The organism is Bacillota bacterium, from assembly GCA_012837335.1.
Lineage (GTDB): Bacteria > Bacillota > Limnochordia > Darwinibacteriales > DTU012 > DTU012.
The window spans coordinates 53,595-79,820 of record DURM01000023.1; the positions used below are offsets into that span (position 1 = coordinate 53,595).

Annotated in this window: 24 protein-coding genes; 4 read left to right on the top strand and 20 right to left on the bottom strand. The window is 46.9% G+C overall.

Annotated features, from left to right (window positions below; all coding sequences use genetic code 11):
* Positions 1-30: 30 nt before the first annotated feature.
* The 5 genes from rny to GX019_03515 all read right to left on the bottom strand — a co-directional run bounded on the left by rny (position 31) and on the right by GX019_03515 (position 6,017).
* Positions 31-1,572 carry a ribonuclease Y gene (gene rny, locus GX019_03495; protein HHT36223.1) on the bottom strand — a complete coding sequence of 514 codons (1,542 nt, stop codon included), beginning with the start codon at positions 1,570-1,572 and terminating at the stop codon, positions 31-33.
* Between the two features lie 112 nt (positions 1,573-1,684).
* Positions 1,685-2,182, bottom strand: a complete 498-nt coding sequence (locus GX019_03500) for a regulatory protein RecX (GenBank protein HHT36224.1) — start codon at positions 2,180-2,182, stop codon at positions 1,685-1,687.
* On the bottom strand, positions 2,142-3,203 hold the full coding sequence (gene recA, locus GX019_03505) for a recombinase RecA (GenBank protein ID HHT36225.1): 1,062 nt from the start codon (positions 3,201-3,203) through the stop codon (positions 2,142-2,144). Before recA ends, GX019_03500 begins: the two co-directional genes overlap by 41 nt.
* 91 nt (positions 3,204-3,294) lie before the next feature.
* Entirely contained in the window at positions 3,295-4,755 is a 1,461-nt protein-coding gene (locus GX019_03510; protein ID HHT36226.1) for a metallophosphoesterase, read from the bottom strand.
* Positions 4,756-4,775: 20 nt separating this feature from the next.
* Positions 4,776-6,017: a competence/damage-inducible protein A gene (locus GX019_03515; GenBank protein ID HHT36227.1), complete on the bottom strand. Its 1,242-nt coding sequence runs from the start codon at positions 6,015-6,017 to the stop codon at positions 4,776-4,778.
* Positions 6,018-6,108: 91 nt separating this feature from the next.
* Here GX019_03515 and GX019_03520 point away from each other — a divergent pair, with 91 nt between their 5' ends.
* The gene (locus GX019_03520; GenBank protein ID HHT36228.1) at positions 6,109-7,071 is read left to right on the top strand and encodes a fibronectin type III domain-containing protein; all 963 of its coding nucleotides are present in this window, start codon (positions 6,109-6,111) and stop codon (positions 7,069-7,071) included.
* 36 nt (positions 7,072-7,107) lie between these two features.
* Here the strand turns inward: GX019_03520 and GX019_03525 are convergent, their stop codons facing one another.
* Positions 7,108-7,557, bottom strand: a complete 450-nt coding sequence (locus GX019_03525) for a divergent PAP2 family protein (protein ID HHT36229.1) — start codon at positions 7,555-7,557, stop codon at positions 7,108-7,110.
* Positions 7,558-7,649: 92 nt separating this feature from the next.
* On the opposite strand from GX019_03525, the gene GX019_03530 reads away from it, so the two are divergent.
* Entirely contained in the window at positions 7,650-8,096 is a 447-nt protein-coding gene (locus GX019_03530) for a DUF441 domain-containing protein (GenBank protein HHT36230.1), read from the top strand.
* Here the strand turns inward: GX019_03530 and GX019_03535 are convergent.
* The 5 genes from GX019_03535 to rimO all read right to left on the bottom strand — a co-directional run bounded on the left by GX019_03535 (position 8,076) and on the right by rimO (position 13,314).
* The gene (locus GX019_03535) at positions 8,076-9,206 is read right to left on the bottom strand and encodes a cysteine desulfurase (GenBank protein ID HHT36231.1); all 1,131 of its coding nucleotides are present in this window, start codon (positions 9,204-9,206) and stop codon (positions 8,076-8,078) included. The two genes, GX019_03530 and GX019_03535, sit on opposite strands and share 21 nt — an antisense overlap.
* 101 nt (positions 9,207-9,307) lie before the next feature.
* Positions 9,308-10,801, bottom strand: coding sequence for an AAA family ATPase (locus tag GX019_03540; protein ID HHT36232.1), 1,494 nt, complete (start codon positions 10,799-10,801; stop codon positions 9,308-9,310).
* Positions 10,802-10,815: 14 nt separating this feature from the next.
* A complete protein-coding gene (locus GX019_03545) occupies positions 10,816-11,286 on the bottom strand; it encodes a hypothetical protein (GenBank protein HHT36233.1) in 471 nt (156 codons plus the stop codon).
* A 165-nt stretch (positions 11,287-11,451) separates the two neighbouring features.
* Positions 11,452-11,970 carry a CDP-diacylglycerol--glycerol-3-phosphate 3-phosphatidyltransferase gene (pgsA, locus tag GX019_03550; protein HHT36234.1) on the bottom strand — a complete coding sequence of 173 codons (519 nt, stop codon included), beginning with the start codon at positions 11,968-11,970 and terminating at the stop codon, positions 11,452-11,454.
* Positions 11,971-13,314, bottom strand: coding sequence for a 30S ribosomal protein S12 methylthiotransferase RimO (gene rimO, locus GX019_03555; protein HHT36235.1), 1,344 nt, complete (start codon positions 13,312-13,314; stop codon positions 11,971-11,973).
* A gap of 171 nt (positions 13,315-13,485) precedes the next feature.
* On the opposite strand from rimO, the gene GX019_03560 reads away from it, so the two are divergent.
* Complete coding sequence (locus GX019_03560; GenBank protein ID HHT36236.1) at positions 13,486-15,279, top strand: DEAD/DEAH box helicase; 1,794 nt, start codon at positions 13,486-13,488, stop codon at positions 15,277-15,279.
* A 10-nt stretch (positions 15,280-15,289) separates the two neighbouring features.
* Complete coding sequence (locus tag GX019_03565; GenBank protein ID HHT36237.1) at positions 15,290-16,186, top strand: hypothetical protein; 897 nt, start codon at positions 15,290-15,292, stop codon at positions 16,184-16,186.
* On the opposite strand, the gene GX019_03570 is transcribed toward GX019_03565, so the two are convergent.
* The 9 genes from GX019_03570 to GX019_03610 form a co-directional block, all read right to left on the bottom strand.
* Complete coding sequence (locus tag GX019_03570; GenBank protein HHT36238.1) at positions 16,179-17,543, bottom strand: UDP-N-acetylmuramate--L-alanine ligase; 1,365 nt, start codon at positions 17,541-17,543, stop codon at positions 16,179-16,181. The genes GX019_03565 and GX019_03570 overlap by 8 nt on opposite strands.
* Before the next feature lie 82 nt (positions 17,544-17,625).
* Positions 17,626-18,399, bottom strand: a complete 774-nt coding sequence (locus GX019_03575; protein HHT36239.1) for a hypothetical protein — start codon at positions 18,397-18,399, stop codon at positions 17,626-17,628.
* Positions 18,400-18,446: 47 nt separating this feature from the next.
* Entirely contained in the window at positions 18,447-21,110 is a 2,664-nt protein-coding gene (locus GX019_03580; GenBank protein HHT36240.1) for a UPF0182 family protein, read from the bottom strand.
* Positions 21,111-21,120: 10 nt separating this feature from the next.
* A complete protein-coding gene (locus GX019_03585) occupies positions 21,121-21,516 on the bottom strand; it encodes a helix-turn-helix domain-containing protein (protein ID HHT36241.1) in 396 nt (131 codons plus the stop codon).
* 10 nt (positions 21,517-21,526) lie between these two features.
* A complete protein-coding gene (locus tag GX019_03590; protein ID HHT36242.1) occupies positions 21,527-23,842 on the bottom strand; it encodes a DNA translocase FtsK in 2,316 nt (771 codons plus the stop codon).
* A gap of 40 nt (positions 23,843-23,882) precedes the next feature.
* Positions 23,883-24,656, bottom strand: a complete 774-nt coding sequence (pgeF, locus tag GX019_03595; protein HHT36243.1) for a peptidoglycan editing factor PgeF — start codon at positions 24,654-24,656, stop codon at positions 23,883-23,885.
* A 2-nt stretch (positions 24,657-24,658) separates the two neighbouring features.
* Positions 24,659-25,114, bottom strand: a complete 456-nt coding sequence (gene nrdR, locus GX019_03600) for a transcriptional regulator NrdR (protein ID HHT36244.1) — start codon at positions 25,112-25,114, stop codon at positions 24,659-24,661.
* 45 nt (positions 25,115-25,159) lie between these two features.
* The gene (locus GX019_03605; GenBank protein ID HHT36245.1) at positions 25,160-25,435 is read right to left on the bottom strand and encodes a YlmC/YmxH family sporulation protein; all 276 of its coding nucleotides are present in this window, start codon (positions 25,433-25,435) and stop codon (positions 25,160-25,162) included.
* Positions 25,436-25,552: 117 nt separating this feature from the next.
* On the bottom strand, positions 25,553-26,110 hold the full coding sequence (locus tag GX019_03610) for a hypothetical protein (protein ID HHT36246.1): 558 nt from the start codon (positions 26,108-26,110) through the stop codon (positions 25,553-25,555).
* Positions 26,111-26,226: the final 116 nt, after the last annotated feature.

Consider the following 26,226-nt stretch of genomic DNA (forward strand, 5'->3'; position numbering starts at 1 on the left):
TATGGATAAAGCCAGGTTAATGCACCTGGCTTATTTAGCGTATTCAACAGCTCGTGTTTCACGAATAACTGTAACTTTAATTTGACCGGGATACTCAAGTTCAGCTTCAACGCGTTTAACGATATCACGGGCCATTTTGGCAGCGTGCACATCGTCGACTCGATCAGGTTTGACCATGATGCGAATCTCGCGACCAGCTTGAATCGCATATGATTTGTCAACTCCATCGAAGCCATTGGCAATCTCCTCAAGTTTCTGCAGCCGTTTGATATAGGTTTCCAGAGTTTCACGTCTGGCACCGGGACGAGCCGCAGAAATTGCGTCTGCAGCAGCAACTAGCACTGCCTCAACCGTTTGAGGTTCATAGTCACCATGGTGACAAGCCATTGCGTGAATGACATCCTCGTTCTCTTTATATTTTCTCAGCAGATCAATTCCGATTTCAATATGGGTACCTTCAACCTCATGGTCAATGGCCTTACCGATATCATGCAGCAGCCCTGCGCGGCGCGCAAGACGAGGATCGACACCAAGCTCCGCTGCCATGATTCCCGCTAAATGAGCAACTTCCACCGAATGCTTGAGTACATTCTGTCCATAGCTGGTTCTAAACTGCAGTCTTCCCAGCAATTTAATCAGCTCGGGGTGCAGTCCATGCACATCCGCATCAAAGGTAGCCTGCTCACCGGCGTCGCGAATCGCAGCATCTACCTCTTTGCGTGCTTTCTCTACCATTTCTTCAATCCTAGCTGGATGAATGCGTCCATCAGCAATCAGTTTCTCTAGGGCAATACGGGCAATTTCCCGGCGAATTGGATCGAATCCGGATAAAATCACCGCTTCCGGTGTGTCATCAATAATCAGATCTATTCCGGTGAGAGTTTCGAGCGCCCTAATGTTGCGTCCTTCACGTCCGATAATTCTGCCCTTCATCTCATCGTTCGGCAGACTGACTACAGATACTGTAGTCTCTGCAACATGATCTGCTGCAGTTCTTTGAATTGCAAGTGAAATAATGTTCCGTGCCCGTTTCTCTGCTTCTTCTTTTGCTTGGGCTTCAACTTCTTTGATCATCATTGCAGCTTCATGTTTAACGTCATCCTCAACTTGTTTGAGAATGAGCGTACGCGCTTCCTCAGCAGTTAAACCGGATAACCGCTCCAGCTCAGCTCGCTGCGCCTCTAGAACCGTGGTAACTTCATGACGAAGCTTCTCGACCTCTTTCCGACTGTTGTTTAAACTCTCCTCTTTGCGCTCGAGAGCTTCACTCTTGCGGTCGAGGCTTTCCTCTTTTTGAACTAGGCGGCGTTCAAGGTGCTGCAGTTCGACTCTGCGCTCGCGGTTTTCCCGTTCCATATCACTTCGCATTTTATAGATTTCGTCTTTAGCTTCTACCAGCGCTTCCCGCTTCTTGGTTTCTGCATCTTTTTTTGCTTCAGTTATGATTCTCTCTGCTTCGGCTTCAGCTGACGAAATCTTTGCTTCGGCGATGGTTCTGCGCACAAAATAGCCAACTGCCCCTGCAATGACAGCAATGACGACATACTTAATAATTTCCACAAATACTTGTATATTGTTCACCTCCTACTAGTGGCATGATTAGATAAAGCCGAGCATAAAACTCGGCCTCAATTACTCATAGACCTCATTTGAGATGTTAAACCTCAGCTTTATTTTAGACCTTTTACAGATCAGTGTCAAGTGAGGAATTAAACAAGGAGCCTAAAACCTTATTGATAACATCCCAGCTAAACCCCCGCCTCTGCAGTAATCCAGCTGTGCGCTGGTACTGCTTCTGGGTAGGCAGATTCTTCAGCCTTTCCAATCGAGTCTTGGCCAATTTTAATGCTAGATCATAATCTTCTTCCGGTGTATTTATGACTGCATCAATGATTTCGGCATCTACGCCTTTTTGTTCTAATTCGCGCTTCAAGCCATAAATTCCTGTCGGTCGGAAGCGATTGCGATGATCAACCCATAATTCAGCGGTAGTTTGATCGTTAAGATATCCGATCTCCTCCAGCCATCCGATTGCTGACTCAATCTCATCAAGCGAGTAGTCTTCACGCTCAAGCCGCTCGCGCAGCTCGGCGCTGGTATAATTGCGGTAAGATAAAAGCCTTACCGCCCGCTCTTTTGGGTTATTTGGCTTTTGGTTCTTTTGGTTCTGCTTTCTTGTCATCTTTATCCGGCTCTTCCTGGATTAATCCGTAATGAACTTTGACTTTTCGCTCTATCTCCATCAACAATTCCGGGTTCTGTCTGAGAAAGTCCTTGGCATTTTCCCGACCTTGGCCAAGGCGCATATCGCCATATGAATACCAGGCTCCGCTCTTAGCGACAATATCAAGACCGGCAGCGATATCTAAAACATCACCGGTGTGGGAAATTCCCTCACCGTACATAATATCGAACTCCGCTTCTTTAAAAGGCGGTGCCAGTTTATTCTTCAGTACTCTCACTCTAGTGCGGTTGCCCACCATTTCATTGTTCTGCTTGATCATTTCAATTCTGCGGATATCCAAGCGAATCGAAGCATAGAACTTCAGCGCCCGTCCACCTGGAGTGGTCTCTGGGTTGCCAAACATTACGCCCACTTTCTCCCGGAGCTGGTTGGTGAAAATCACGGTTGAGTTTGACTTACTGATTGCTCCTGTTAGTTTGCGCAGTGCCTGAGACATCAGCCTTGCCTGGAGACCAACGTGGGCATCTCCCATTTCTCCTTCAATTTCAGCTCTCGGTACCAAAGCAGCAACGGAGTCAACCACCACAACATCAACTGCTCCACTGCGCACTAAATGCTCAGCAATCTCTAAAGCTTGCTCAGCGTGGTCAGGCTGGGATATTAGGAGGTTATCGATATCAACACCGAGTTTACGGGCATAAACAGGATCAAGCGCATGCTCTGCGTCAATCATAGCGGCAACTCCACCCATTTTCTGGGCTTCAGCCATAATATGCAGGGTCAAGGTAGTCTTACCGGAACTTTCCGGTCCGTAGATCTCAACTACTCTGCCCCGGGGAATTCCCCCGATACCAAGAGCAAGATCCAAACTCAAAGATCCTGTAGGTATGACTTCTATACCAGATTTTGAAGCAGCTTCGCCTAATTTCATAATTGAACCGCGGCCAAACTGCTTTTCAATCTGGGAAATGGCTGTATCTAAAGCTCTTTTCCGATCTTCATTCATGGTGATTTTCACTCCTATTTAACGATAATAAGAAAACCTTTGTTCGCTTTTTGAGCTAATAAAAAAGAGGAGAGCTCTTGCGAAACGTTCACCTCATTGCAAGCTAGTCTGATTCCTCGCTATCATTTTCGACGTTTTCTTGCCGATTCCTGCCCGGGTATGTAATGAATGTCCGCTCCAATGAAAAACTCTGCTGCAGACTCTGCACCTGGATGCTGTCAACCGCTGCCAGCACATGCCGTTCCAGCTCCTGATCATAGGTAAAATAAAGAAGGGCAAGACTGAAGGGTACTGCTTGTGAGCTCTGAATCCCTCTAATGCCGGCAGCCCCTGTGGTTCCCGCGTTGATATAAATGGTGTTGTCAACCTGCTGCAGCAACTGCTGATGGTTGTGTCCGAAGACGACCACCGGAAAAACACCTGGTTCAATTTGACCGGCAATTCGATGATTATGAACTGCAAAAATATCGATTTTATGGTCTAGACCGCTGAACTGCTCATTAATCCGGGAAGCTATTTCGTTTAATTCTGCGAGTGAAGCCCCCCTCGGGGAGTAGTCCTGGACTGCCGGATCAGGGTATCCCGCAATAGTTAAGCCCATCACTTCAATCGGGTCAGGTCCAAGCAGGATCACATTTTCCGTATCTTTTAACCGGCTGATGACATCAGGAGCTTCGTGGTTTCCTGAAACAAACAAATAGCTCACATCCAGTTTTTCAATGCGTTCAACAATTTCCGCTTCTAGAGGAGTGCCCCAATCGGTTAAATCTCCAGTATCAATGATCAGATCAACCGGAAATGCGCTGACAACCTGCGCCATAAAATCAAAGGCGGCAGGATGATTGTGAATATCAGACACATGGAGAACAGTTAGGTCGGTTTGAATCAAACTCACATCTTGAAGGTTTTCAATCTGATTAAAAACAGTATATAAATTTGCAGCTAGACTCTGAATCTGCTCGCCGAGCTCATCAACCTTTACCAATCCTTCCTGGATCAAACCGAGCATCCAGGGCGCGGCTTCAATAATGCCCATATACTGGGGATTGGCAAAGGCTTGAATATCATAGCTAAAATAGACTGAGGTCAATATCGCCAAAATTAATACACTGCCGATCGCAAATCCAGTAAGTAAATCAATTAACCGCCGCTGTCCAAAAAGAAAAACACCCAGCAAGCCTCCGCTTCCGGCGATCAGCATCATTTTCAGAATCGCAGCGCCGATCACCTGATTGATTTTACTGCTGAAATACTCCACCAAAGCTGCCTGAGTGCCTAAATCCGTGGAAAAAGCAGCGCTGCGCAGGCTGTCCAAGTCGATATTAGTTAGAGTTAAAACCAGCTGCAGCGGCTGGTAATTATGAGTTCGCGCGCGAATACTGCCAATGGGCGGTACCCGCACCAAAGTGTAGCCAGGAAAACCGATATCAATCTCAACCGTGACTTCTAATGGGTCGATTCGAAACACAGCAGACCCAACTAAATTGAGTACAATTATTGCTCCCAAAAATGCAAATATGTAAGGAAGACAGCGTTTTCTTTCCTGGTACAGACGCTCTGCCATCAACCAGTCCTCCTCGAAGTCTAGCTGTTCTGGTCCAGCTCCCGACGCAGAAGGTTTAAAGCTGCTTGCGAAACACGGTGCTTTATCTCCTCGCGGGTACCTTTGAACCGAAATTCTTCTGCTATAGTATGGCCTTTTGAAGAAACTGCAATGTGTACCAGTCCAACCGGCTTAGTTTCTGTGCCGCCCCCGGGACCGGCTATGCCGGTAACCGCTACTGCCCAATCAGTTCCTGCCCTTTTCCGCGCTCCTTCTGCCATCTGCACCGCTACCTCTCTACTTACGGCACCGTACTTTTTAATCAGCTCCGGATCCACACCCAACAGCTCAATTTTAGCTTCGTTGCTGTAGGTGACATAACCCCGTTCAAAATACTCTGAGCTTCCCGGTACATTTGTGATGCGGTTAGCGATTAAGCCGCCGCTGCATGACTCCGCCGCTGCCAAAGTTTCTGATCTCTTAAGAAGCATTGCTCCTACTACAGCTTCCAAGGTATCCTCATCAGCACCGAAATAATAGGGGGATAAAAGTTCAATCAATCTCTGCTCAACCGGCTTAATCAATTCTTGGGCGGCTCCTTCTGAATCTGCTTTAGCAGTTATCCGCAGTTTTATTTCGCCCATCGAGGCATAAGGTGCGATAGTTGGATTTGACTGCAGCTTGAGCTCCTCATGGATAATTTCAACCAACTGTGATTCCCCGATGCCGGCAAACTTGAGGGTGCGGGATATCAGCACACCTTCTGCGGCATTCTCAGCCAGGTATGGAATAACGGTCTCCTTAACCATGCCTTTCAGCTCCCGCGGCACACCCGGAAGAGCGATAATGGTCTTTTGGCCTAGATTCAGGATTATTCCCGGAGCAGTACCCCAGCGATTCGGAATGATCACTGACCCTTCCGGTACAAACGCCTGCTTGCGGTTATTTTCACTCATAGTGCGGTTTGTCTGCCGAAAATAATCCTCTATCGCAGCTAAAGCCTGGCTGTCAAGCTTAAGTGGGCGGTTTGCAACCGCAGCAATCGCTTCTCTGGTAAGGTCATCCATGGTTGGGCCAAGACCTCCACTTGTGATTACTAAATCCGAGCGGGATAAAGCATTGGCTAGAACTTCGATCATCCGCAGCCAGTTGTCACCTACGGTCGATTTATAGTAGACGCCAATCCCTAATTTGGCTAGTTCTTGGGCCAAAAAAGTAGCATTTGTGTCGATAGTCTGCCCTAATAGGAGCTCGGTACCGATAATCACCAATTCAGCTTTCATAAAGTCCGTATCCCCCTTTGATAATTTTCAGATTTATGGTATAATGTAGGTGTCCCATTCCACACCCAGAGAAGTTCTGGAGGGAATAAGTGTGAAGAAACAACTGCATAATGTCGTGATCCTGTTGGCAGCTGTGATGCTGTTGGCAGGCTGTGGTCCAAATCCCGCAGACGATGGCACAATCACCGTGAGCGCGCTAAACCTGCCGTCAGCTGCTGGGCAAAGTTGGACAGCTAAAATTGTCTGTTCGCGAGGCAAGCACGCAATCGAGCAGTGCTTCGCTCTAACAGACACCAGTCTGACTGCAGAAATTACTGTACCCATTGGCACATGGGAAGTAACTCTGCAGCTGATCGACAGCAACGGACAAGTTACTTACGCCGACAGCGTTACTGATGTAGTTGTCTACCCAAACACTCCTACCAGGCTCGACTTTCAGCTCAAACCTGCATCTGGAACACTCAAGGTAGTTGTAGATCTAGGATCTCACCCTCACGCAGATTACATCATGCGTGCCCGCGTTTACTTTAACGAAGAATACAAAGAAATTGTCCGCGATTCCTTAGATGCAGCAATTGAAGGTGAATATGAACTCCCACCCGGAAGCTACAACTTCAACGTTGCCCTCTACACAGAATCATTCCGCGTCACAGACAGGATCGACACGGGCATGTGGGAAATAATCGACATCGAACCATTGAGCGAACAAACAGTCATCTGGGAGCCCCCTCTTGAAAAGCTGACAATCACTGCAGAAATCTTTACCATGCCCCAAGCACCGCAGAATTTGACCGCAGAATACGCAGACAATCAGTTAATTTTAGAATGGGAGCCATCACCATCTCCAGACCTCGCAGGTTACAACATCTACTGGCAGCCTACGCCCTTTGAACCTTACACACTAATCGGCACTGCAGCAAAAGATGAACTCTCCTTCACCCACGATTTAACTGAGCTGGAATCACTTCCACCACGGGCCAAATATGCAGTCGCTGCATTCTCGGAAGCATTAGAAGGATATCGCAGTATACCTGCGACAGCAGAACTTCTCTAGTCTGGATTGGAATCGGAAGCCCACAGCCGATTCCTATCATCCACCTAAACAGTAAAAAGCATAGGCTATGCCAAATACTGCCCCTACTAAAACCTCCACAGGAGTATGTCCTAGAAGCTCCTTTAACCTTTCGGGATGAAAATCCTTTTTATAAATATCATCAACAATTCGATTGAGTACCTGGGCTTGTTTTCCGGCAGCCCTGCGAACACCGGCTGCATCATACATAACTACCAGCGCAAAAACTACTGCTAGAGCAAAAATCGATGTATTAACGCCTTCTTTAATCCCGATTCCGGTCGCTAATGAGGCCACAAATGTCGTGTGCGAACTGGGCATGCCTCCTGTGCCAACGAGCCGACGAAAATTAATCCGCTTTTCCTTCACCGCAAATGTTATGACTTTGGTAATCTGGGCAATCGCCCATGCTGTAAAAGCCGTAATCAGAACTGAGTTTTGCCCCAATTCAACAAAAAATCCTTTAATGGCAATCGCCTCCTGCTGACATGTTTACTCATATGAATCAATTCCCCAATTCCCGAATACGATCAAACAAGCGCCGTAAGGAGGGGATTGGTATGGACATCAACTGGTCACTTCTAACCATATTTTTGATCAGCCTGATCAGCCGCAATCGTATTTTAGCTGCGGCCGCCGGGATCGTCCTCATCTTAAATCTGCTTCGATTAGAACAGTATTATCCCCTGCTGGAACGGCGCGGTATCGAAGCCGGACTGCTGTTTTTATCTATAGCGGTTTTGGTTCCTTTTGCTGCCGATCAAGTATCGCCTAACAACTTAATTAAAACTGCCGCCTCTCCCATCGGACTTTTTGCAGTGATCGGAGGCTTAATCGGATCTTATCTCAATGCTCAAGGTATCGACTTAATTCAGCTTAAACCAGAAATCGTTCCCGGTATACTGATTGGGATTATCATTTCCGTAGCATTTTTTGGTGGAGTTTCTGTCGGACCAGTCATGGCTGCCGGAATTACAGCTGTACTGCTATCCTTTTTTCGCCGCTAATTCCCAGACGGCTGCTGCAAACGCAGCAAGCTGCTCATTCGTATTGCCCCATCCGAGACTTATCCGCACCGCCTGCCTTGCCTTTTGAAGCGGAACACCCATTGCCGCCAGCACATGGGATGGGTGCTGACGCTGACACGCAGAACCACTCGAACAGCAGAAGCCCCTAACACTCAGATTTAAAACCAAATCCGGTCCACTTAAGCCTTCGATGCCAAAGCAGAGAATGTGCGGCACTCTCCTGTTCGGATCGCCATAAAACTGGATACCCGGTATCTGTCTCAGCTGATCTTCAAGATAAACACGGAGGTTTTCCAGATAGTCAATCTGACTCAGACGTCTAAGAGTTAAATCAGCCGCAGCACCCAAACCGGCTATGCCCGGAAGGTTTTCAGTACCGGACCGGAGCCCAAACTCCTGCCCGCCGCCTCGGACTAAAGGTTCGATGTCCACCCCAGATCGAATATAGAGCGCACCGATCCCTTTTGGACCATAGATTTTGTGCCCCGATATCGACAGCAAATCGACTCCCAAATCATTAACATCAAGCTTCTTCACCCCCACTGCTTGAACCGCATCGGTGTGAAAAAGCGCACCAAATTTTCTGCAGACGGCCGCAAAACTTTTAATATCCTGCACAGTGCCAACCTCGTTGTTAGCATACATTATGCTGACTAAAGCAGTGTCATAATCTAGTGCCTGCACTAGTTCATGATAACTGACTCGCCCTAAATCGTCAACAGGTAAGATCGTCACTGGAAAACCCGCTTCTTGAAGCTGACGAGCGGGACTGAGAATCGATGAATGTTCAACTGCGGAAACAATTAATCGGCGCCTTCCCGGCGGCGCCGCTTCCAGTACACCCCGTAAAGCCAGATTGTTGGACTCGGTACCTCCGCTGGTAAAAATTATCTCATGCTCTTGAGCTCCAATTAGAGCCGCAACTTGTCCCCTAGCTTTATTCAACAGCGCGCGGCTGCTTACGCCTAGATAATGAACGCTGGAAGGATTTCCAAAGCCCTGTGTTAAACACCACCATACAGCGTGAGCTGCTTCAAATGCTGTTGGCGTTGTGGCAGCATGGTCTAAATAGACAGTATTTACTTCCATGATTGTTTTCACCCCCATAGAAGTTTATGCCGCTGGAGCAGCGCCTGTGATCAACTTACACAGCTCAAAAAAGAGCCCCTAGATACCTAGAGGCTCAGCATTTATGCAGATTTTTTCAGAATTTCCCGCAGTTTTAATCCTGACAGTTTTTCTTCCTGAAGGAGCTCTTCAGCTAGAGCATGCAGCTGTTCTTGATTAGCAGTTAGGTATTCTCGAACAGCGTGCTCCTGCTCTTGAATGATCTTAGTAATTGTGCGGGAGAGAATGCCTGCCGGCAGTTCTCGCGTAACTACTCCTAAGCTGCTTAATCCGGAATAAATAATCTGTTTGGCGATATTTACCGCCTGCTCAATATCGCCACCGGCGCCGGTTGAGCGCTGGCCAAAAATCAGTTCCTCAGCTACGGCACCTGCCATGCAGACCTGAATCCGCCCCATGAGCTCATCTTTTGTATAAAGATAGCGGTCATCCTCTGCGTGCTGCCGCATGTAACCGAGAGCACTCCCTCTGGAGACAATCGTTACAGATGCTACCGAACCAGCATTAACCTTCTCACACATCATCGCGTGACCCGATTCATGGTATGCAATCCGCATCCGTTCCTGTTCTGTAGGCGTTCGGTCTAGTTTTTCACCAAGCATCACTTTCTCAACTGCTTCTCGCAGATCATCATTAGTAATGTGACTGCGCTTTTGACGCAGGGCATGAATTGCCGCTTCATTCATAATGCTTTCTAAATGGGCACCGGAGAAGCCAAAGGTGGATTGAGCCACTTTTTCGAGATCAACTTCTTCAGCTAAAGGCTTACCCTTAGCATGGATCCGAAGAATCTGGAGCCTGCCGTCTTTATCAGGCAGTTCAACGCTCACAACCCGATCGAATCTGCCGGGACGGAGCAGAGCCGGATCAAGCAGATCCACCCGGTTTGTTGCTCCCACAACCAATAGGCGTACCTGCTCATTGACTGTAATACCGTCGATTTGAGTTAACAGCTCATTTAAAGTCTGGTCATATTCCATATGACTGACGTTCTTGCCCCGTTTAGCCCCTAAGACATCAATCTCATCAACAAAGATAATGGCTGTCTGCTTCCCCGCTTTCTCAGCCTCTGTATAAGCTTTTTTAAACAGCTGCCTCACTCTTTTGGCTCCTACACCAGCATACATTTCCACGAATTGAGAACCGGAAGCCGCAATAAAAACAGAATTCGTGTAGCTGGCCGCTGCTTTCGCCATAAGCGTTTTGCCGGTACCGGGTGGACCAACCAATAAAATGCCCTTAAGCGGACGGATACCGAGATTCCTGACCTCTTTATCCATTCTGATGAAATCTAACGCCTCCATAAATTCACGTTTAGCCGTCTCTTGCCCCCCTATATCAGCAAAATCCACTTTTGGTATCGAGGTGCCGACAGTTTGTCTTCGATCAATGATTTCAAAGCGGCTGCCCTGACTGCGGCTATCCATAGTAAACTTCAGGATGAACAGCATCGCAGCTACGAAAACAACCGGAGTAATATCAAATCCCCTGAAAGCCAAAAACACTAGAAGTGCCAGCGCAATGCCTAATATTATTTCTTTTAGTGCCAGTTTCATCCAAAACACCTCTTCTAACTATCTAAACGTACGATCCGAGGCTGGTCGTGTCTGCTGATAACTTGATACAAATAGTTGTTGCCATGATGCAGCTGGAGATAGACATAACTGCGGTCAATCTTCAAGCGATGATAGATCTGGTTGCTCTCAGCTACCTCTTCAATAGTTTCTGCCATCTCTACAAAGTTTCCCTGAGTAATGCTCTGCTCAATCATATAATGCATCTGATGGTAAACAGACTCAAGTTTGTCATCCGCCTGATCTTTAATTTGAATTTGAAAGGGCATCGAAAACTGATCAGCAGTTTGGAAAATCTCATTAATCGCATCATCAAGCCTGCCGACCTCCTGTAAGGTTAAAGTCAGGGTGAGCTGCTCACCATTTTCAACCAGCGCGACACTAGAAACTGATTCGATTCCGGCAAATGCTTCGTAAATTGGTTGAATAACCAGCTTTTTACGAATCAAATACTGACCCAACAGCATAAGACTGAGAACAATTATAAACACGATGAGAACAGCTTTTATGCGGACTCCTTCAAGCTTCAACCTTTTCACCCTTCCTTGCCTGCACAAAACTAACTTATGTTAGTCATCGTTGTCGTTAAATAAGAGTGCCTCTAAGAGGCACAATGCTATTATAGCATATCCTTAGTCTGTTTTCTTCAGCAGATCCTGGGCATGATAGAAATAATCGACACCAGAGATAATTGTTACCAGCACCGCCAGCCACATTACCCACATTCCGCCAGGGATTTCCAAAAGCAGGAGTAAGATCGCAATGATTTGGGTCAAAGTTTTAACTTTACCCCATTTCGATGCCGCGATCACTACCTGATCAGCTGCAGCCAGTATTCTCAGTCCCGAAACAGCAAACTCTCGGCCGATAATAATCACAGCGATCCAGGCGCTGATCTGGTCAAGCTCAACGAGGGTCAACAGCGCAGCGCTGATCAGGAGTTTATCGGCAATCGGATCAATCAGCTTGCCGAATCTGGTCACCTGCTTGCGGGTACGGGCAATATATCCGTCTAAACCATCTGTAGCAGCAGCAATACCAAACACAACCGCCGCCAAATATTTCCCGCTCGGCGCTCCGCTTAGTACTACTGCCATAAATACGGGTATAAAAAATATCCGTATAATCGTAATCCAATTAGCTAATCCCATCTAAATGACATCTCCCTCTATTATTTCTCCCACCAAATCATATGGATTTACTTGGGTAATCTTTACCCTCACCAAATCTCCCCGCTGTACCGGTGCTAAGCCCATATAAACAACCCCATCTACTTCAGGAGCCTGGCCACGGTGGCGACCTACCAGTACTAAATCACTCTCTTCCGATGAACCTTCCACCAAAACTTCTAAAGTTTTACCTACCAGCTTCTGCTGCTTCTTGAGTGAAATCTGCTGCTGCAGTTCCATCGCCACATGATAGCGCTCCTGCTTTATCTCTTCATCAACTTGGGGCTCAAGTTGAAAAGCCTTAGTTCCTTCCTCAGGTGAGTACTGAAATATCCCACACCGATCCAGCTGGGCAGCCTTGAGAAAATCCAGGAGAGTGTTAAACTCCGTTTCTGTTTCTCCCGGATAACCCACAATGAACGAGCTCCGAAGTGTAACCTGCGGGACAGTACGGCGGATTTTTTCCAGCAGTTGTAAATAGCTGTCATAATCTCCCGGCCGCAGCATCCGCTTCAAAACACTTTTCGCAGCGTGCTGCAGCGGCAAATCAATATAACTCAGTAAATTCTCATGTTCCGCCATTAGATCAAGAAGTTCCTGATTAAGTGAAGTTGGATAAGCGTATAAAACCCGAATCCAGGGAATATCCACCTTAACTAAATCGCGCAGCAGGACAGCCAGTGTTTGTTTCGGCTCTATATCGCGGCCGTACTGAGTAGTATCCTGTGCTACAATATTCAGTTCCTTGATTCCCAATGCCGCAAGCTTGTTCGCTTCGGCTACGATCGATTCTGGGCTGCGCGAGCGATATTGTCCACGAATACTTGGAATCGCGCAGAAGGCACACTGATGACCGCAGCCTTCAGCAATCTTCAGATAAGCGCTGTGCGCACCGGTTGAGATAAGGCGCGGAATATCAGGATTATCATACGAAAAGTACTCATTGCGCACCAGCCTTATTCTCTCTCCATCGAGGGCTCGCCTCATTATACCCGGCAGCAGGTCCATCTCATTAGTACCGAGCACTGCATCTATTTCTGGAATCTCATTCCACAGCTCCTGTTGGTAGCGTTTAGACAAGCACCCGGTGACTACTAAGCAGCGGCAGCTGCCTTTCTCTTTATAGGCTGCCATTTCAAAAATGGCATCGATTGATTCTGCTTTGGCAGATTCGATAAAACCGCAGGTGTTTACAATAATAACGTCCGCCTGCTTTGGATCAGAAACAATTTCATAACCATCATCATGCAGATAACCAAGGGCAATTTCACTATCTACAAGATTCTTAGCACAACCTAGTGATACCAATCCTACTTTAATACTCATTCACATACCTCGCAAAATCTTCTCCTGTATTATCATTCAAACTTTCGCGTTAACAGGGGTATTTTCCTTCTTGACGTAAGTTTTAAAAACTAACTCAGCTGAGAAAAACAGGATAAGGCCAGCCTGTTCCGGCAACAATATAACAGACCACTGCTCCGAGGAGGAATGTCCTTGCTCGATCCATCCCAAATCATTGTTCCGCTCCTTAACTATTCAAATCAAGACTTGCTTGATAACGAAGAGGTTTTTCTCGATCCCATTCAGCTTGACCACTTTACAGTAGAGTTTTCCAAATCGGGATTTCGCAGCATCCTGCGGGAACTGCGCAAGCGCAGCTATGATGATCTTGACTGGCACCGCTTAGCTCAAACTGCTGATGAGCTGTCTCTGACCCATGGCTTTTCTGAGCTCCTCTGTGTGAGCCACTTAGCTGAGCGCTGGCAGCAGGTCGGTGTCATTCCCTACCCCCACCAAATTAAAACTGCTGAAAAGGTATTAAAGGAAATGCGAGGTCAAGCTATACTCGCCGATGAGGTCGGCTTAGGTAAGACTATTGAGGCTGGAATAATCCTCAAAGAATATCTGCTGCGGGGTTTAGTGAAGCGGGCTTTGATCTTAACGCCGGCATCATTGTGCTGGCAGTGGTATCAGGAGCTTTACGAAAAATTCGATATCCTAGCGGGAATTCAGAGATCAGAATGGGACTGGGAGCACGCTGATATTCTAATCGCTTCCATCGATACCGCCAAACGCCAACCTCATTGTGACATCATCAGGAATATCCCCTATGACATACTGATTATTGATGAAGCGCATAAGTTAAAAAACAGCAGCACAGCAGCCTGGAAATTTGTCAATTCAATTCAAAAAAAATACTGCTTAATGCTGACGGCAACGCCGGTACAGAATAATCTCAAAGAACTCTACAACCTCATTACACTGCTGAAGCCGGGTCAGTTAGGAACTTACCATAGGTTTAAGCAGAAATTTATGCAGGATCTGCGCACACCGAAAAATCCGGAAGAGCTGCGCCAACTGCTGTCGGGTGTTTTGATCCGCAACCGCCGCGGCGAAGGCACAGTGCAGTTTACCAAGCGCCATGTCTACCCCATCATCGTGGAACTGTCTCCAGAGGAAAAGGCCCTGTATGATCAAATCACTAACTTGATTAAAGCTTCGAGTACAATGACACCTTTTCAAAGCAATATTCTGCCTCTGATTACACTGCAGAGAGAGGTCTGTTCCAGCTTCTACGCAGCGGGGCTGACACTTCAGAAGATGTTCGAAAAGTATAACCTTGGCGCTGACTCAAATATTATCCAGCTGCTGAACGAAACTGTGAAAATCCGCCACAACAGCAAATGTGACATCGTCGAAAAACTAGCCGCAGAAATTCAGGATCGCATTATTATCTTTACTGAATACCGGGCATCCCAAGAATACATTCGCTATCGCTTAGAAAAAGCAGGCTTTCCTACGCTGGCATTTGACGGTTCGCTATCCCGCGGCCGCAAGCAGTGGATTCGCTATCTCTTTCAAAAAGATGGTGGAATTTTAGTAAGCACTGAATCCGGTGGCGAAGGTTTGAACTTCCAGTTTTGCAATCATGTGATCAATTACGATCTGCCTTGGAACCCAATGCGGCTTGAGCAGCGGATTGGACGTGTCCACCGCTTGGGGCAGACCAAAGATGTGCACATCTACAATTTAGTCACCAAAGATACCATTGAAGAACACATTATGTTCCTGCTCCACGAAAAAATCAATATGTTCGAAATGATCCTTGGTGAACTGGATACCATTCTGATGCATCTTAAATGGGATAAATCATTCGAAGGCCAGCTGATGGACATCTTTATCAGAAACTCGTCCCGGGAAGAGATTCAGCGTGAACTGGCTCGGCTCGGCGATCAGATTCTTGAAACTCGCAAAGAGATCAGGAAACAAGAATGGAATATCTATTAGGAGCACCGCTATGAACATACAAACAGCCATTCCAGATTTAGTCTTTAGATTCTTTGAACTCCTCAAACTGAAGCCGGTAGAAATCAGAAAAGGAATCTACCAAGTCCAGATCGATGATGCATTGGCCAAGGAGCTTGATGGCTGGCGGGCTAAAGCCCGACTTTTTCAATTCACATTCGACCGCAAGCTTGCTGAAACCTATGGAGCTGAATTAATCAGCACTGGCAGCTATCGCCTTGATACGATCGTAAGATTGATTCAGAAGCAGGCTGTGTTAGCTTCCGGTCATCTGCCCCATGATGTCTTTTATGAACCGGCAGTGCAGGGCAAAATCTTGGACCGGCTCAAAATGCAGCACCCTTTAAGCCGTTTCTACGTCCTAGATTATCGGCTGCGGTACGGTCCTTACTTATGGATCACTCTTCGCCTAACCTATTTAGCTTATGAAAAAAGAGAAGAACTGCGCAAACCACTGGTAGATTTGGTAAATGGCCGAGTCGTTAATTATAAAATACCAGCCGATCTGCTCAAGCCGGGAACTTGCGATCCTGAGCTGATCATTCGCCGCCGCTTAAGTTATAAAAAAGCCTACCAAAAGCTGCAGGAAGCCATAACGGCTGAGTTAGCACTTATGGATCCAACGTGGGCAATCGCTGCATCCGCACAGCTGAAAGAAGAGCAGACCCAGCTGGAACAGTATTTTAAAGATATGCCCGATTCGGAACAGCGCAGTTTAAGAATTGCTGAACTAATGAATCGCGCTCTCCCCCGGGTTCAAGTGCGTCCTCTAAGAGCAGCGGTTTTATACCTGCCCAAGCTGGAGTACCGCATCATGCAGGTAGATAAAGAAGAAAAAATAAACCGGATCACATATGATCCGGTCAGCAGCCAATACGATTTTACCTAGTTAACAGCTCACAAACTTCATGCGCAGTTTTCCAAATTGGCCCAGCGCCCATTGTTATAACCAAATCTCCAGGCTGGACTATCTCAGCTAGAAAGTCGGCAACATCTGCCTGCTCTGGAATTAAATGCACCTCTTTGCCGTTAGTTCGCATCATCTCTGCCATAATCTCCGAGCTGACTCCAGGAATGGGCTTTTCCGGAGGCGGTGCAAAGATATCCGTTAAAACGATAATATCCGCATCAGCGAATGCCGTCGTAAACTCTTTCAGCAAAAACTGAGTGCGGCTGTAGCGATGGGGCTGAAACACTGCGATTACTCTTCGGTTCCATCCAGCCCGAACTGCCCCTAAAGTCGCGGCAATCTCAGTAGGATGATGGGCGTAGTCATCTACAACCGTTATGCCCTGGTCAGTTTCACACAAGATCTGGAACCTTCTTTGGGTTCCTTTAAATTCTGCCAGATGTTCCGCAATCATTTCCGGCTGTAAACCCAATAAATCACAGACTACTACGGCTGCGCAGGCATTGATAACATAGAGTTTACCAGGGACCCTGATCGAAAAGTCTCCATATTTGTCTCCATCTTTGTAGAGCGTGAATCTAGTACGGCTTGGTGTAACATCGATAATTTCTGCTCGCCATTTGGCGTCATCGGCGAAGCCGTAAGTGACAGCCTGGGGAAAATCTTCTGCTATGCTGCGTACCTGTGGGTCATCGATACAGAGAATCTGCACACCACCCGGTTTGGTATTTTCAAGAAATTGACGATAAGTACTCACAAGTTCAGTAAAATCACCATTGTAGTTTTCAAGATGATCTGCTTCGATACTGGTTACCACAGTAATTTCTGGATGATACCGCAGAAAACTCCGATCCGATTCATCGGCTTCGGCTATAGTAATTCCCCCATGACCAAACTTTGCTCCCGGTCCAAAAGGTTCAAAGTGCGCCCCGATCATAACCAAAGGATCCAGTCCTGACTTTTCTAAAACCCAGGCAATCATCGATGTAATTGTAGATTTACCGTGAGCTCCGGCTACCGCGATTCCTCGTCGCTCGTTTAAAAGCTTTGCCACTATCTCCGAGCGATGATATATGCGCAGGTCCTGTTCTACCGCTGCCAGATACTCAGGATTATCTTTTGGAATTGCCGAGGAATAGACAACATGATCAGCACCGTTAATATTCTCTGCTTTATGCCCTAGTGCGATCTTGGCCCCTAAGCGCTCAAGGTATTGGGTTGTATCTGATTTTTTAAGGTCAGAGCCGCTGACCTGCCAACCCATTTCCAAGAAAATTTTTGCTAACGGGCCCATTCCTGTTCCGCCAATGCCAATAAAATGGATGCGTTGGTTCATGCTTTATTCACTCCTTTACTGCGTGGTGGTGCCTTAGTTGTAACATTTCCCAGATCTTGCTAAATTATAAGCTGCGGATAGTTTATTTGACAAGCGATGCAACTACCTCGGCCAGCAGTTCTGCGCTGCGGTTAGCTTCTTCTACAGTGTTGCCTTTCCAGTCACCAATCACCACCATTACACTGTTGGGATGGAGATCGCCGCTGTAATCTGACTTAAACACCCGGACACCTCGAGACATACCGGGATATTTAGCCTCAAGTGCGTCACTGATTCTTTTGGCAAATGCCATATTCTCTTCAACCTTCGTATTATCCTGATCGCCAATAATAAACAAGACCTGAGCTGCATCTTCACCATTTACTTGTACGGTGGTATAGCCTGCTGGTTTGTCCTGGAGACCATCACGGTGAATATCCAGTACCATTTGAATCTCCGGATTCTCGGCCAGCGCCCTTTCAATAACTTTAGCCGAATTAATAAAAGCGTCACTGTAGCGCGGGCGATCATGGATGGTCTGGTCATGGACTGCCGTTACCCCTTTTTCCAACAGAGCCTGCACAAATACTTTTCCCACCTGTACTACATCACCGGGCTCGCCATCCTGCTGATGGCTGTCCTTGGGATGATAGTTCTCAGTGGTGTGGCTGTGCAGGACCAAAACTTTCGGCACCGCTGGAACAGGCAGTTTTCCAGTTTGATCATCCTGAGCTGTTGGAGGCTGTGGCACTTGTTCTTCTTCTCCACCGGGATAAAAGCCAAAAAACCTCGCACCAACAACGGCTACCACTACTAGTGTTACCAGGACAAACAGCAGACCAGGTCCATTTTTCTCTCTTCTCCGAATTCTTGCCAAGTTTTATACCCCCTTCCGCAGAAAATATATGCGGAAGGAGGTCCGAATTATTCATCGATTAATTGCTTCAGAACCGATTCTAGCTGATTCCAGGCTTCACCAAAAGTGTTAAAATCTGCATCTCTCAGCGCCTGCTGCGCCTGAAGATATAATTCATACGCATCTGCTGCAATGTGACTGTCGAGATCAAAAGCAGCTTCCCCTTCGGAACCAGTTCGCGGTGTTTCCCGCTGACCAAAGATCAGATTCAAAGCCTGCTCTAATGTTTCGGCCATCACAAGTTGATCCTTGTAAGCAACAATCACCCGCTGCAGCTGCGGCATACCGCTTTGTTCTGACTGAATGAACAGTGGTTCCACATACAGTAAAGAACCATTGATCGGAAGCACAAGCAGGTTACCTCGAATTACTTGGCTGCCTCGCTGTCCCCACAGGCTTAAGAGCTGTGAGATCTCGGAATCCTGATCGATTGTGGCATCAATCTGCGCAGGCCCAAGGGTCAAACTGTCTTTTGGGAAACGATAGACCAATACCTGGCCGTAGTTATCAGCGTCGTTGCGCGCTGCCAACCAGGCAATCAGGTTGTTTCGCCGGATTGGTGTATACGGCAGCATTAAAACCAGTTCAGGTGTATCTGAGCCAGGCAGCTGCATCACTACATAATATGGCTCAACCGGCTGTTCCCGCTCGGCGTAAATCTCATTGGCAAATACCCACATGTCCTCACGGTTATAGAAAATCCGCGGATCTGTCATATGGTATGTTCCGTAAATTTGTGCCTGCAGCTCCAAAAGATCTTCCGGATAGCGCAGATGGGATTTCAACCCTTCTGGCATCGCATCGATGGACTTTAACCAACCGGGATAGATGCTGCTGTAAACATCAAGCACCGGATCTGGTTCAACTTGATAAAAATCAACAAAACCATTATACGCATCAACCACTACCTTAACTGAGTTGCGGACATAGTTGCCCCAGCTGGTCGGCTGAGCGTAAGGATAGCGGTTGCTGACAGTATAGGCATCGATAATCCAGTACAATCTGCCGTCATCGCTGATTACAATATACGGATCATGATCATAGCGCAAAAAAGGCGCCAGCTTTTCTGCGCGGGATTTGATGTTGCGGTAGAATAAAACTCGACTATCAGAAGTAATATCGCTGGATAAAAGCAGTCTGGTAGTGCCGAACCTAACTGCAAAAACCAATCTGTGCAGTGGAGAACTCAGCTTGACTCCACCAGAGCCCTGGTATGAATAATAGGCGTTGCCGTCACCAGTAGGATAATCAAACTCGTCGATTAAAGTATTGACGATTGCGTAGTTATGGGTGCGCTCGCCGTAGTAAATTCGCGGCTGCTCAATCTTCAGGTCTTCCCTTCCTCGAGGCGGAATATCAGCCATCCAAAACTCCGGAAGCTGCTGTCTAGAAACCGCGCTGACTGGGCTAACCACCACGCCATATCCATGAGTATACTGGAGATGATCATTAATCCAATTGCGATTCTGCGTTAAGGTAACATCTAATTCCCGAACAGCCAGCAGCACTTCCCGATATTCCCCATCAACCCAATACCGCCCCACATCAGCGTCATTAAATACATAGTAAGGCCGCATTTCCTGCAGCTGACGATAGGTTTGAAGGATCATCCGGGGATCCCACAAACGGATGTTGGCAATTGTGCTGGCATTTTCCTCCAAATCTTCTAGGGTCAGCTCCCGGTCTGCATTAAAGGCATAATCTAGTTCTAGAAAATCGTTGATTCCGTAGGCTGAGCGGGTCATTTGGATATGATTTTCGATATACGGACGCTCACGCGTAAACTCGTTAGGCGCAACTAACCACTGCTGCACTAATACTGGCACTAAAACACCGCCGACAATACTGATGCCCAGCCATAGGACAAGGGAGCCGATTAAAAGTTTGCGGTACACATAAAGGCGGGTTATGAAGATAAGACCGACAACAGCAGCAATAACGGTTAAGATTCTGAATACAACTAAGCGCACATTGACATCGGTGTACGCCGCTCCGAAAATCACACCTCCGGAGCTGTAAACTAAATCATAAGCTTGAAAATGATACCCCAAAGCTTTTATCAGGATTAATAATCCTACCAGAACCGACAAGTGTTTTTGGGCATATATGGAAAGCTTGATTCCAAATCCTTCAAAGCGAAAATTCCCGGATAAGAAGTATAAGATCCCACACACCACTATAGTTAAGATCAGCGCACTGGTTAGTGCACTTATCAAAAGCTGATATACAGGCAGCTGGAAGAAATAAAACCCAATGTCTTTATTAAAAACAGGATCAGTAATTCCAAATGAGCTTTTGTGGAAAAACTGAGCTGCTTCGAAATAATAACGCCCGTATCCAGAAGAGTAAATCAGACCCAGAGCCAGACTGAGAAGAACAGTGCCCCACGTGAGGTGCTTCTTTTCTAATCCATGATCCGAATTGGAAAAGTGCAGCAGTGCTTGCTTAAACACTGGTCTCATTATAAACAGATTGATGGCAAGAACCAGTGTAAAGCCAAGCCATGCTCCCAGACGCAGTCCCCACTCCCAAACCAATCTGGTTGTCAGCAGATTGGCATACCCTAAGTTGGTAAACCACATATAGTCCGTTATGAAGTGGCTTCCTACAATGATACCAACGAGCACAACCAGCAGCAGTCCAACTAAAATCCATTTCAGTCGTTTGATCATCTCACCGCTCCTATCTGCCTATTGTACTAAGATAGTAGTAATACAATCCGACACCAGCGATAACCAGCACAACAAAAAGAAAAAACCTAATTCTCTTTTTGCGCCGTCGCGCTCTGCGCCTTTCCAGCACAGATTGCCGCTGATCATCCGGCTGCTGAATTCTGGCCATGATTTTCTGATCATCCTGATCATAAAGGCGAATAATTTCATCGGGATCAATTTTCAATACCTTCGCGTAGATCCGCAAAAAACCACGCACATAAACTTCATCGGGAAGAGCGCTCTGATCACCGGCTTCAATAGCTTCCAAATAAGCGGTGCGGATCTTTGTTTTTTCCGAAATTTCTTCGATTGTCATCTGTTGCTCTTCCCTAGCCTGCCGCAGCAGATCACCTAGTTCTTTCATGCTAGTCACCTCATAGATCTAAGCTGTCTCGGTCAACTAAAACTTCCCTGGGTTTGCTTCCCTGATGCGGGCCAACAATTGAACGAACTTCCATCATGTCAATCAAGCGGGCTGCGCGGCTGTAGCCAATGCGGAAGCGCCTCTGAAGCATTGAAATGGAAGCCTGTCCAGTTTCAACAACCAATCGAATCGCGTCCTCCAGCAGCTCATCATGATCTTCTTCTGGAGAAAATAAAGTCGGTTTTTCGTCGACAACATCTTCGCGGTACTCCGGCTCACCCTGCTTCTTCCAAAACTCAACTACCGCTTCAACCTCTTTGTCGGAAATGAATGCTCCCTGCGCTCGGGTCGGTTTATTTGCCCCCAGCGGGTAATACAGCATATCTCCCTTGCCGATTAATCGCTCCGCACCGCCCATGTCAAGAATTGTGCGGGAATCTACCTGCGATGAGACGGCGAATGCGATCCGCGAAGGCACATTAGCCTTAATCAAACCGGTAATTACATCAACAGATGGTCGCTGGGTAGCAATTATCAGGTACATACCAGCTGCGCGAGCCATCTGTGCCAGGCGGCAGATGGCTTCTTCAACATCTGCTGCTGCCACCATCATTAGATCAGCCAGCTCATCAATAATTACTACTATGTAGGGTAGAAACTCCAATTGGGATTCTGGATCACTGTCATCAGCCTTGGAAGCCAGAAGCTGATAATATGCCTCTATATTCCGCACTTGATGATCCGCAAAGAGTTTGTAGCGCCTTTCCATCTCCGCTACCGCCCACCTTAGGGCTGCGGCAGCTTTTTTTGGATCAGTAATAACTGGGGATATTAGATGGGGCACCCCGTCATAATTAGACAGCTCAACCCGCTTGGGATCAACCAGCATTAGTTTAACTTCATCAGGGGTAGCTCGATACAGCAAACTGATAATGATTGTGTTTAAACACACGCTCTTGCCTGATCCAGTAGCCCCCGCTATTAATAAATGCAGCCATTTGCGGAGATCGCCTACCACCGGATTTCCGGCAATATCTTTTCCTAAAGCCAGCGCCACTTTTGATTGATGATTGCTGAAATCAGGATGCTCAACGACTTCCCTCAGCAGTACCGGCTGCGTCTCATCGTTAGGAACCTCAATTCCCACCACTGACTTGCCGGGTACAGGTGCTTCAATTCTCACATCAGTAGCTGCAAGCGCCAGGGCAATATCATCAGCTAAACTGGTGATTCTGCTCACTTTTATACCCGGACCGATCTGCAGCTCATAGCGGGTAACCACCGGCCCCTGGCAGATGTTAACTACTCTAGCATCGATACCGAAGCTGGTAAACGTTTCTTCTAACAACTGCTGCTTATTTTCACTAACACCCCGTTTGGTGCTCCGAGCAGCTTTTTTCAGCAAATAAACTGGCGGCAGTCGGTAAGCTCGCTGGGGCGCAGCTGCGGGCATAAACTCCGGCTCATCTTCACTCTGTTCTGCTCCTGATTCTGAAGCAGTCGGTAATTCTGGTTCCAACACTGCAGTAACATCTTCTTCAGTTTCAGAAGCTGATTCAGCAGTTTTAGTACGCTTTTTCTTGGCCTGTCTGGGCTTTTTAGCGTTTGCAGAGTGTGGCTTTGACGACGGCGCTGGCTGGGATGCTTCAGATTGAGGCTCGGCAGGAGCATTGGCCAGTGCCTCCAAGCGGGCCAAAGCGCGCTTTTCCTTTGCTACTTGCAGTTTATGTTTAAGTGTATTAAATAGATCCACAACGGCGCTGAAACCATCATTAACCAACTTGCCGATAAAAGCGAAAACAGCGCTGAACAGACTGATAAACGAGATATTAAAGACCAAAATAATGCCGATTAAAGATAATCCGCCCAGCATGATATAGGTTCCGGGAATGCCAAAAGCAGATAGAAAGAGAACCATGAACACTGCTCCCGCTTGACCCGCCCCGACTCCATCAGCATACTTAAGCTCCTCAGCCATTGATGGAGGCAGCTGATAGCCCCGACCTTGGTAAACGGCAGTTAAATGCAGCAAAGCGGTTAAACAGCTCAACAGCAGCAGCCATCCGATAACCTTGCGGATTTTAATTGGCAGTAGAGTCCCTCGAAACAGCTTAACAGCTATAACCAGCACAATAAAACTGAAAAGAAAAGAGACCTCTCCGAATAGTTTCTGCAGCAAGCTGCGAAGCCCCTCACCGAACCAGCCAACCCAACTGGTTGGCTCCACATATAAAGAAATCAGCGAAAAAACAGCGAAGGAAAACAGCAAAATGCCAAAAATTTCACGCCGTCTGGAATTAATTGGTTTCAAGGACAACCACCTCATAAACTTGTTCGACGAATTGCAAATGATACCCTGCTTAAATTTACTTCTGCATCCGATTTATCCCTATTACAGCCGCCATTCTGCCCGCCTTGATCCCTTCCCGGCGGTACGAATAAAACTGCTGATTGCAGTTAGTACATACTTCGGCGGTATAGATCTTGTTCTTGTCGATACCACACTCCTGCAGTTGAAGCTCGTTTGCCGCAGCTAGATCTATGTAGACGCCATCTTCCCGCTCAATGCGAACATCCTCAGGGAACTGGGAAGCAACATTTTCGCCAACCTGATAGCAGCAGCTGCCGATACCGGGACCAATGGCAGCTTGAATTTGCCTTGGTTCAACCTGAAAGTCAGCTCCTAACTTCTCAATCACCTGAACTGCGATCTCGGCACACGTTCCCCTCCAGCCAGCATGGGCGGTTGCGACAATTTTTCTTTCTGGAACCACAAATAAAAGCGGAATACAGTCCGCGTAGAAAGTAGCCAATAAAATTCCGGGAACATCAGTGATCATCCCATCGGTATCAGGCAGAGCGTCGGACATCTCCAAAGCCCCTCGCCCTCGATGCTCGGCTTGTACCCACGCAATCCGTGTTTGGTGAACTTGATTTCCAGTAACCCAGTTCTCAACCGAAAAGCCAAGCATCAAGCCCAGTTCCTTGCGGTTTTCCACAACCAGCTCAGGTTCATCATCTACATGCAGCGCGAGATTGCCCCAATCTCTCGTGGTAAAACCATGGCAGAGCCATTCATACTCCTTCCAAGCATCTACCTGCCAAAATGCCGACTCACCTAACCGAGTCACGTGCCACATTGTCATTCTCCTTTCAGGAGCTGCTGCAGTTCATTGAGAAAACTATTTATGTCCTTAAACTGCCGGTAAACTGATGCAAATCTCACATAAGCAACTTCGTCTAAATCCTTGAGCCGTTCCATAACCAGCTCACCAACTTGCTCGGACGAGATCTCCCGCTCCGTGTTATTGCGGACCTCTCTCTCGATCTGGTCAATCATCTTCTCAATTTCATCAATGGAAATGGGGCGCTTTTCACAGGCTCTTAACACACCAGTAAGGATTTTATTGCGGTTAAAGGGCTCTCTTCTTCCATCTTTTTTGACAACCATAAATGGGATCTCATCCAAGCGTTCATAGGTTGTAAACCTGCGCCGACAGCTGGTGCACTCCCGTCTGCGGCGGATTGAAGCGCCTTCTTCCGTCGCGCGCGAATCTAAAACTTTACTTTCGTTATGAAGACAAAAAGGACAGCGCATAAATTCACCTCAAATTATCCTATTTAAACTTATTATACATGAATACTACTGTCTCTGCCACGCTCGATATTTCGATGACGTTTCTAATTTTGACCGCACGATCACGACATCGATTCCTACCAATACTACATCTCGCCATGGAATTTCTAAGTCATCCCGCCTAAACAAGCGGAAGAAGCCAAACTCAGGTCTGTCCAAAACTAGATAGCGCACTTCACCAGTATCAGGATCTAAGTCCACATCGCACACATTTCCTAAAATCCGACCATCCGCAAGATTGATCACATCAAGCCGGCGCAGTTCACTCGTTTTAATAAACATCTTGGGGTTCCCCCTTTTAATCTGTCACTGTATGTATATGCGGGGGAGAAAAAAAGCTGTTCCTCAATAAAGGAACAGCTTGTGCGGAAAAAGCAAATCTAGTAACTGCTTTAAAGTTTAGTATACGCAGATGTAATCAATGTAAGTCGGAACTTCTTCCTCACCATAGTAGTTGAAGCCGAACATTAACTCGTCGATCGACTCATCTAGAAGAATGTAGGTTTCAATCCAGTTCCAGCCAGGCTGCAGATCGGATTGTCTCATGTTGAGAATAGCTTCCTTCCACTCGCCACCGCTGTGAGTAGCTAAGAACAGAGCCCACTCATTTTCATAGATATTTTCGTGATCAGCGATATACACCCAGAAACCAAGTTTGAAATGGTTAAGCAGCTCTCCCCACATGGGATGATTCGAGTTTAACAAAACGTTAGCCTGACGGAAATGGCTGAGATCTTTAACCATTTTCAAGCTTTTTGTGCCGGACTTGGCAAACTCAGGATCTTCATTAACCTCCAGATAACTGAAGTCTGGTCTCCAGTACTGCTCGAGTGTTTCCGGAGTTGCATCCTCAAAATCCTCGATTAACACATGATTCTCCGGCGGCTGGGCAAATGCGGCAGTGCTGATAAGTCCAACAAGTAAAACTGCCAGTACCAGCATTAAATGCTTTTTCATTTTAACTCCTCCCCTATGTATTATTCAAATTACCTGCTTATTTATTGTATCACAAACCAGTTGTTAATTTCAAGTTAACAAGATGACAATTACTAGAAATGTTGAAAATCAAAAAG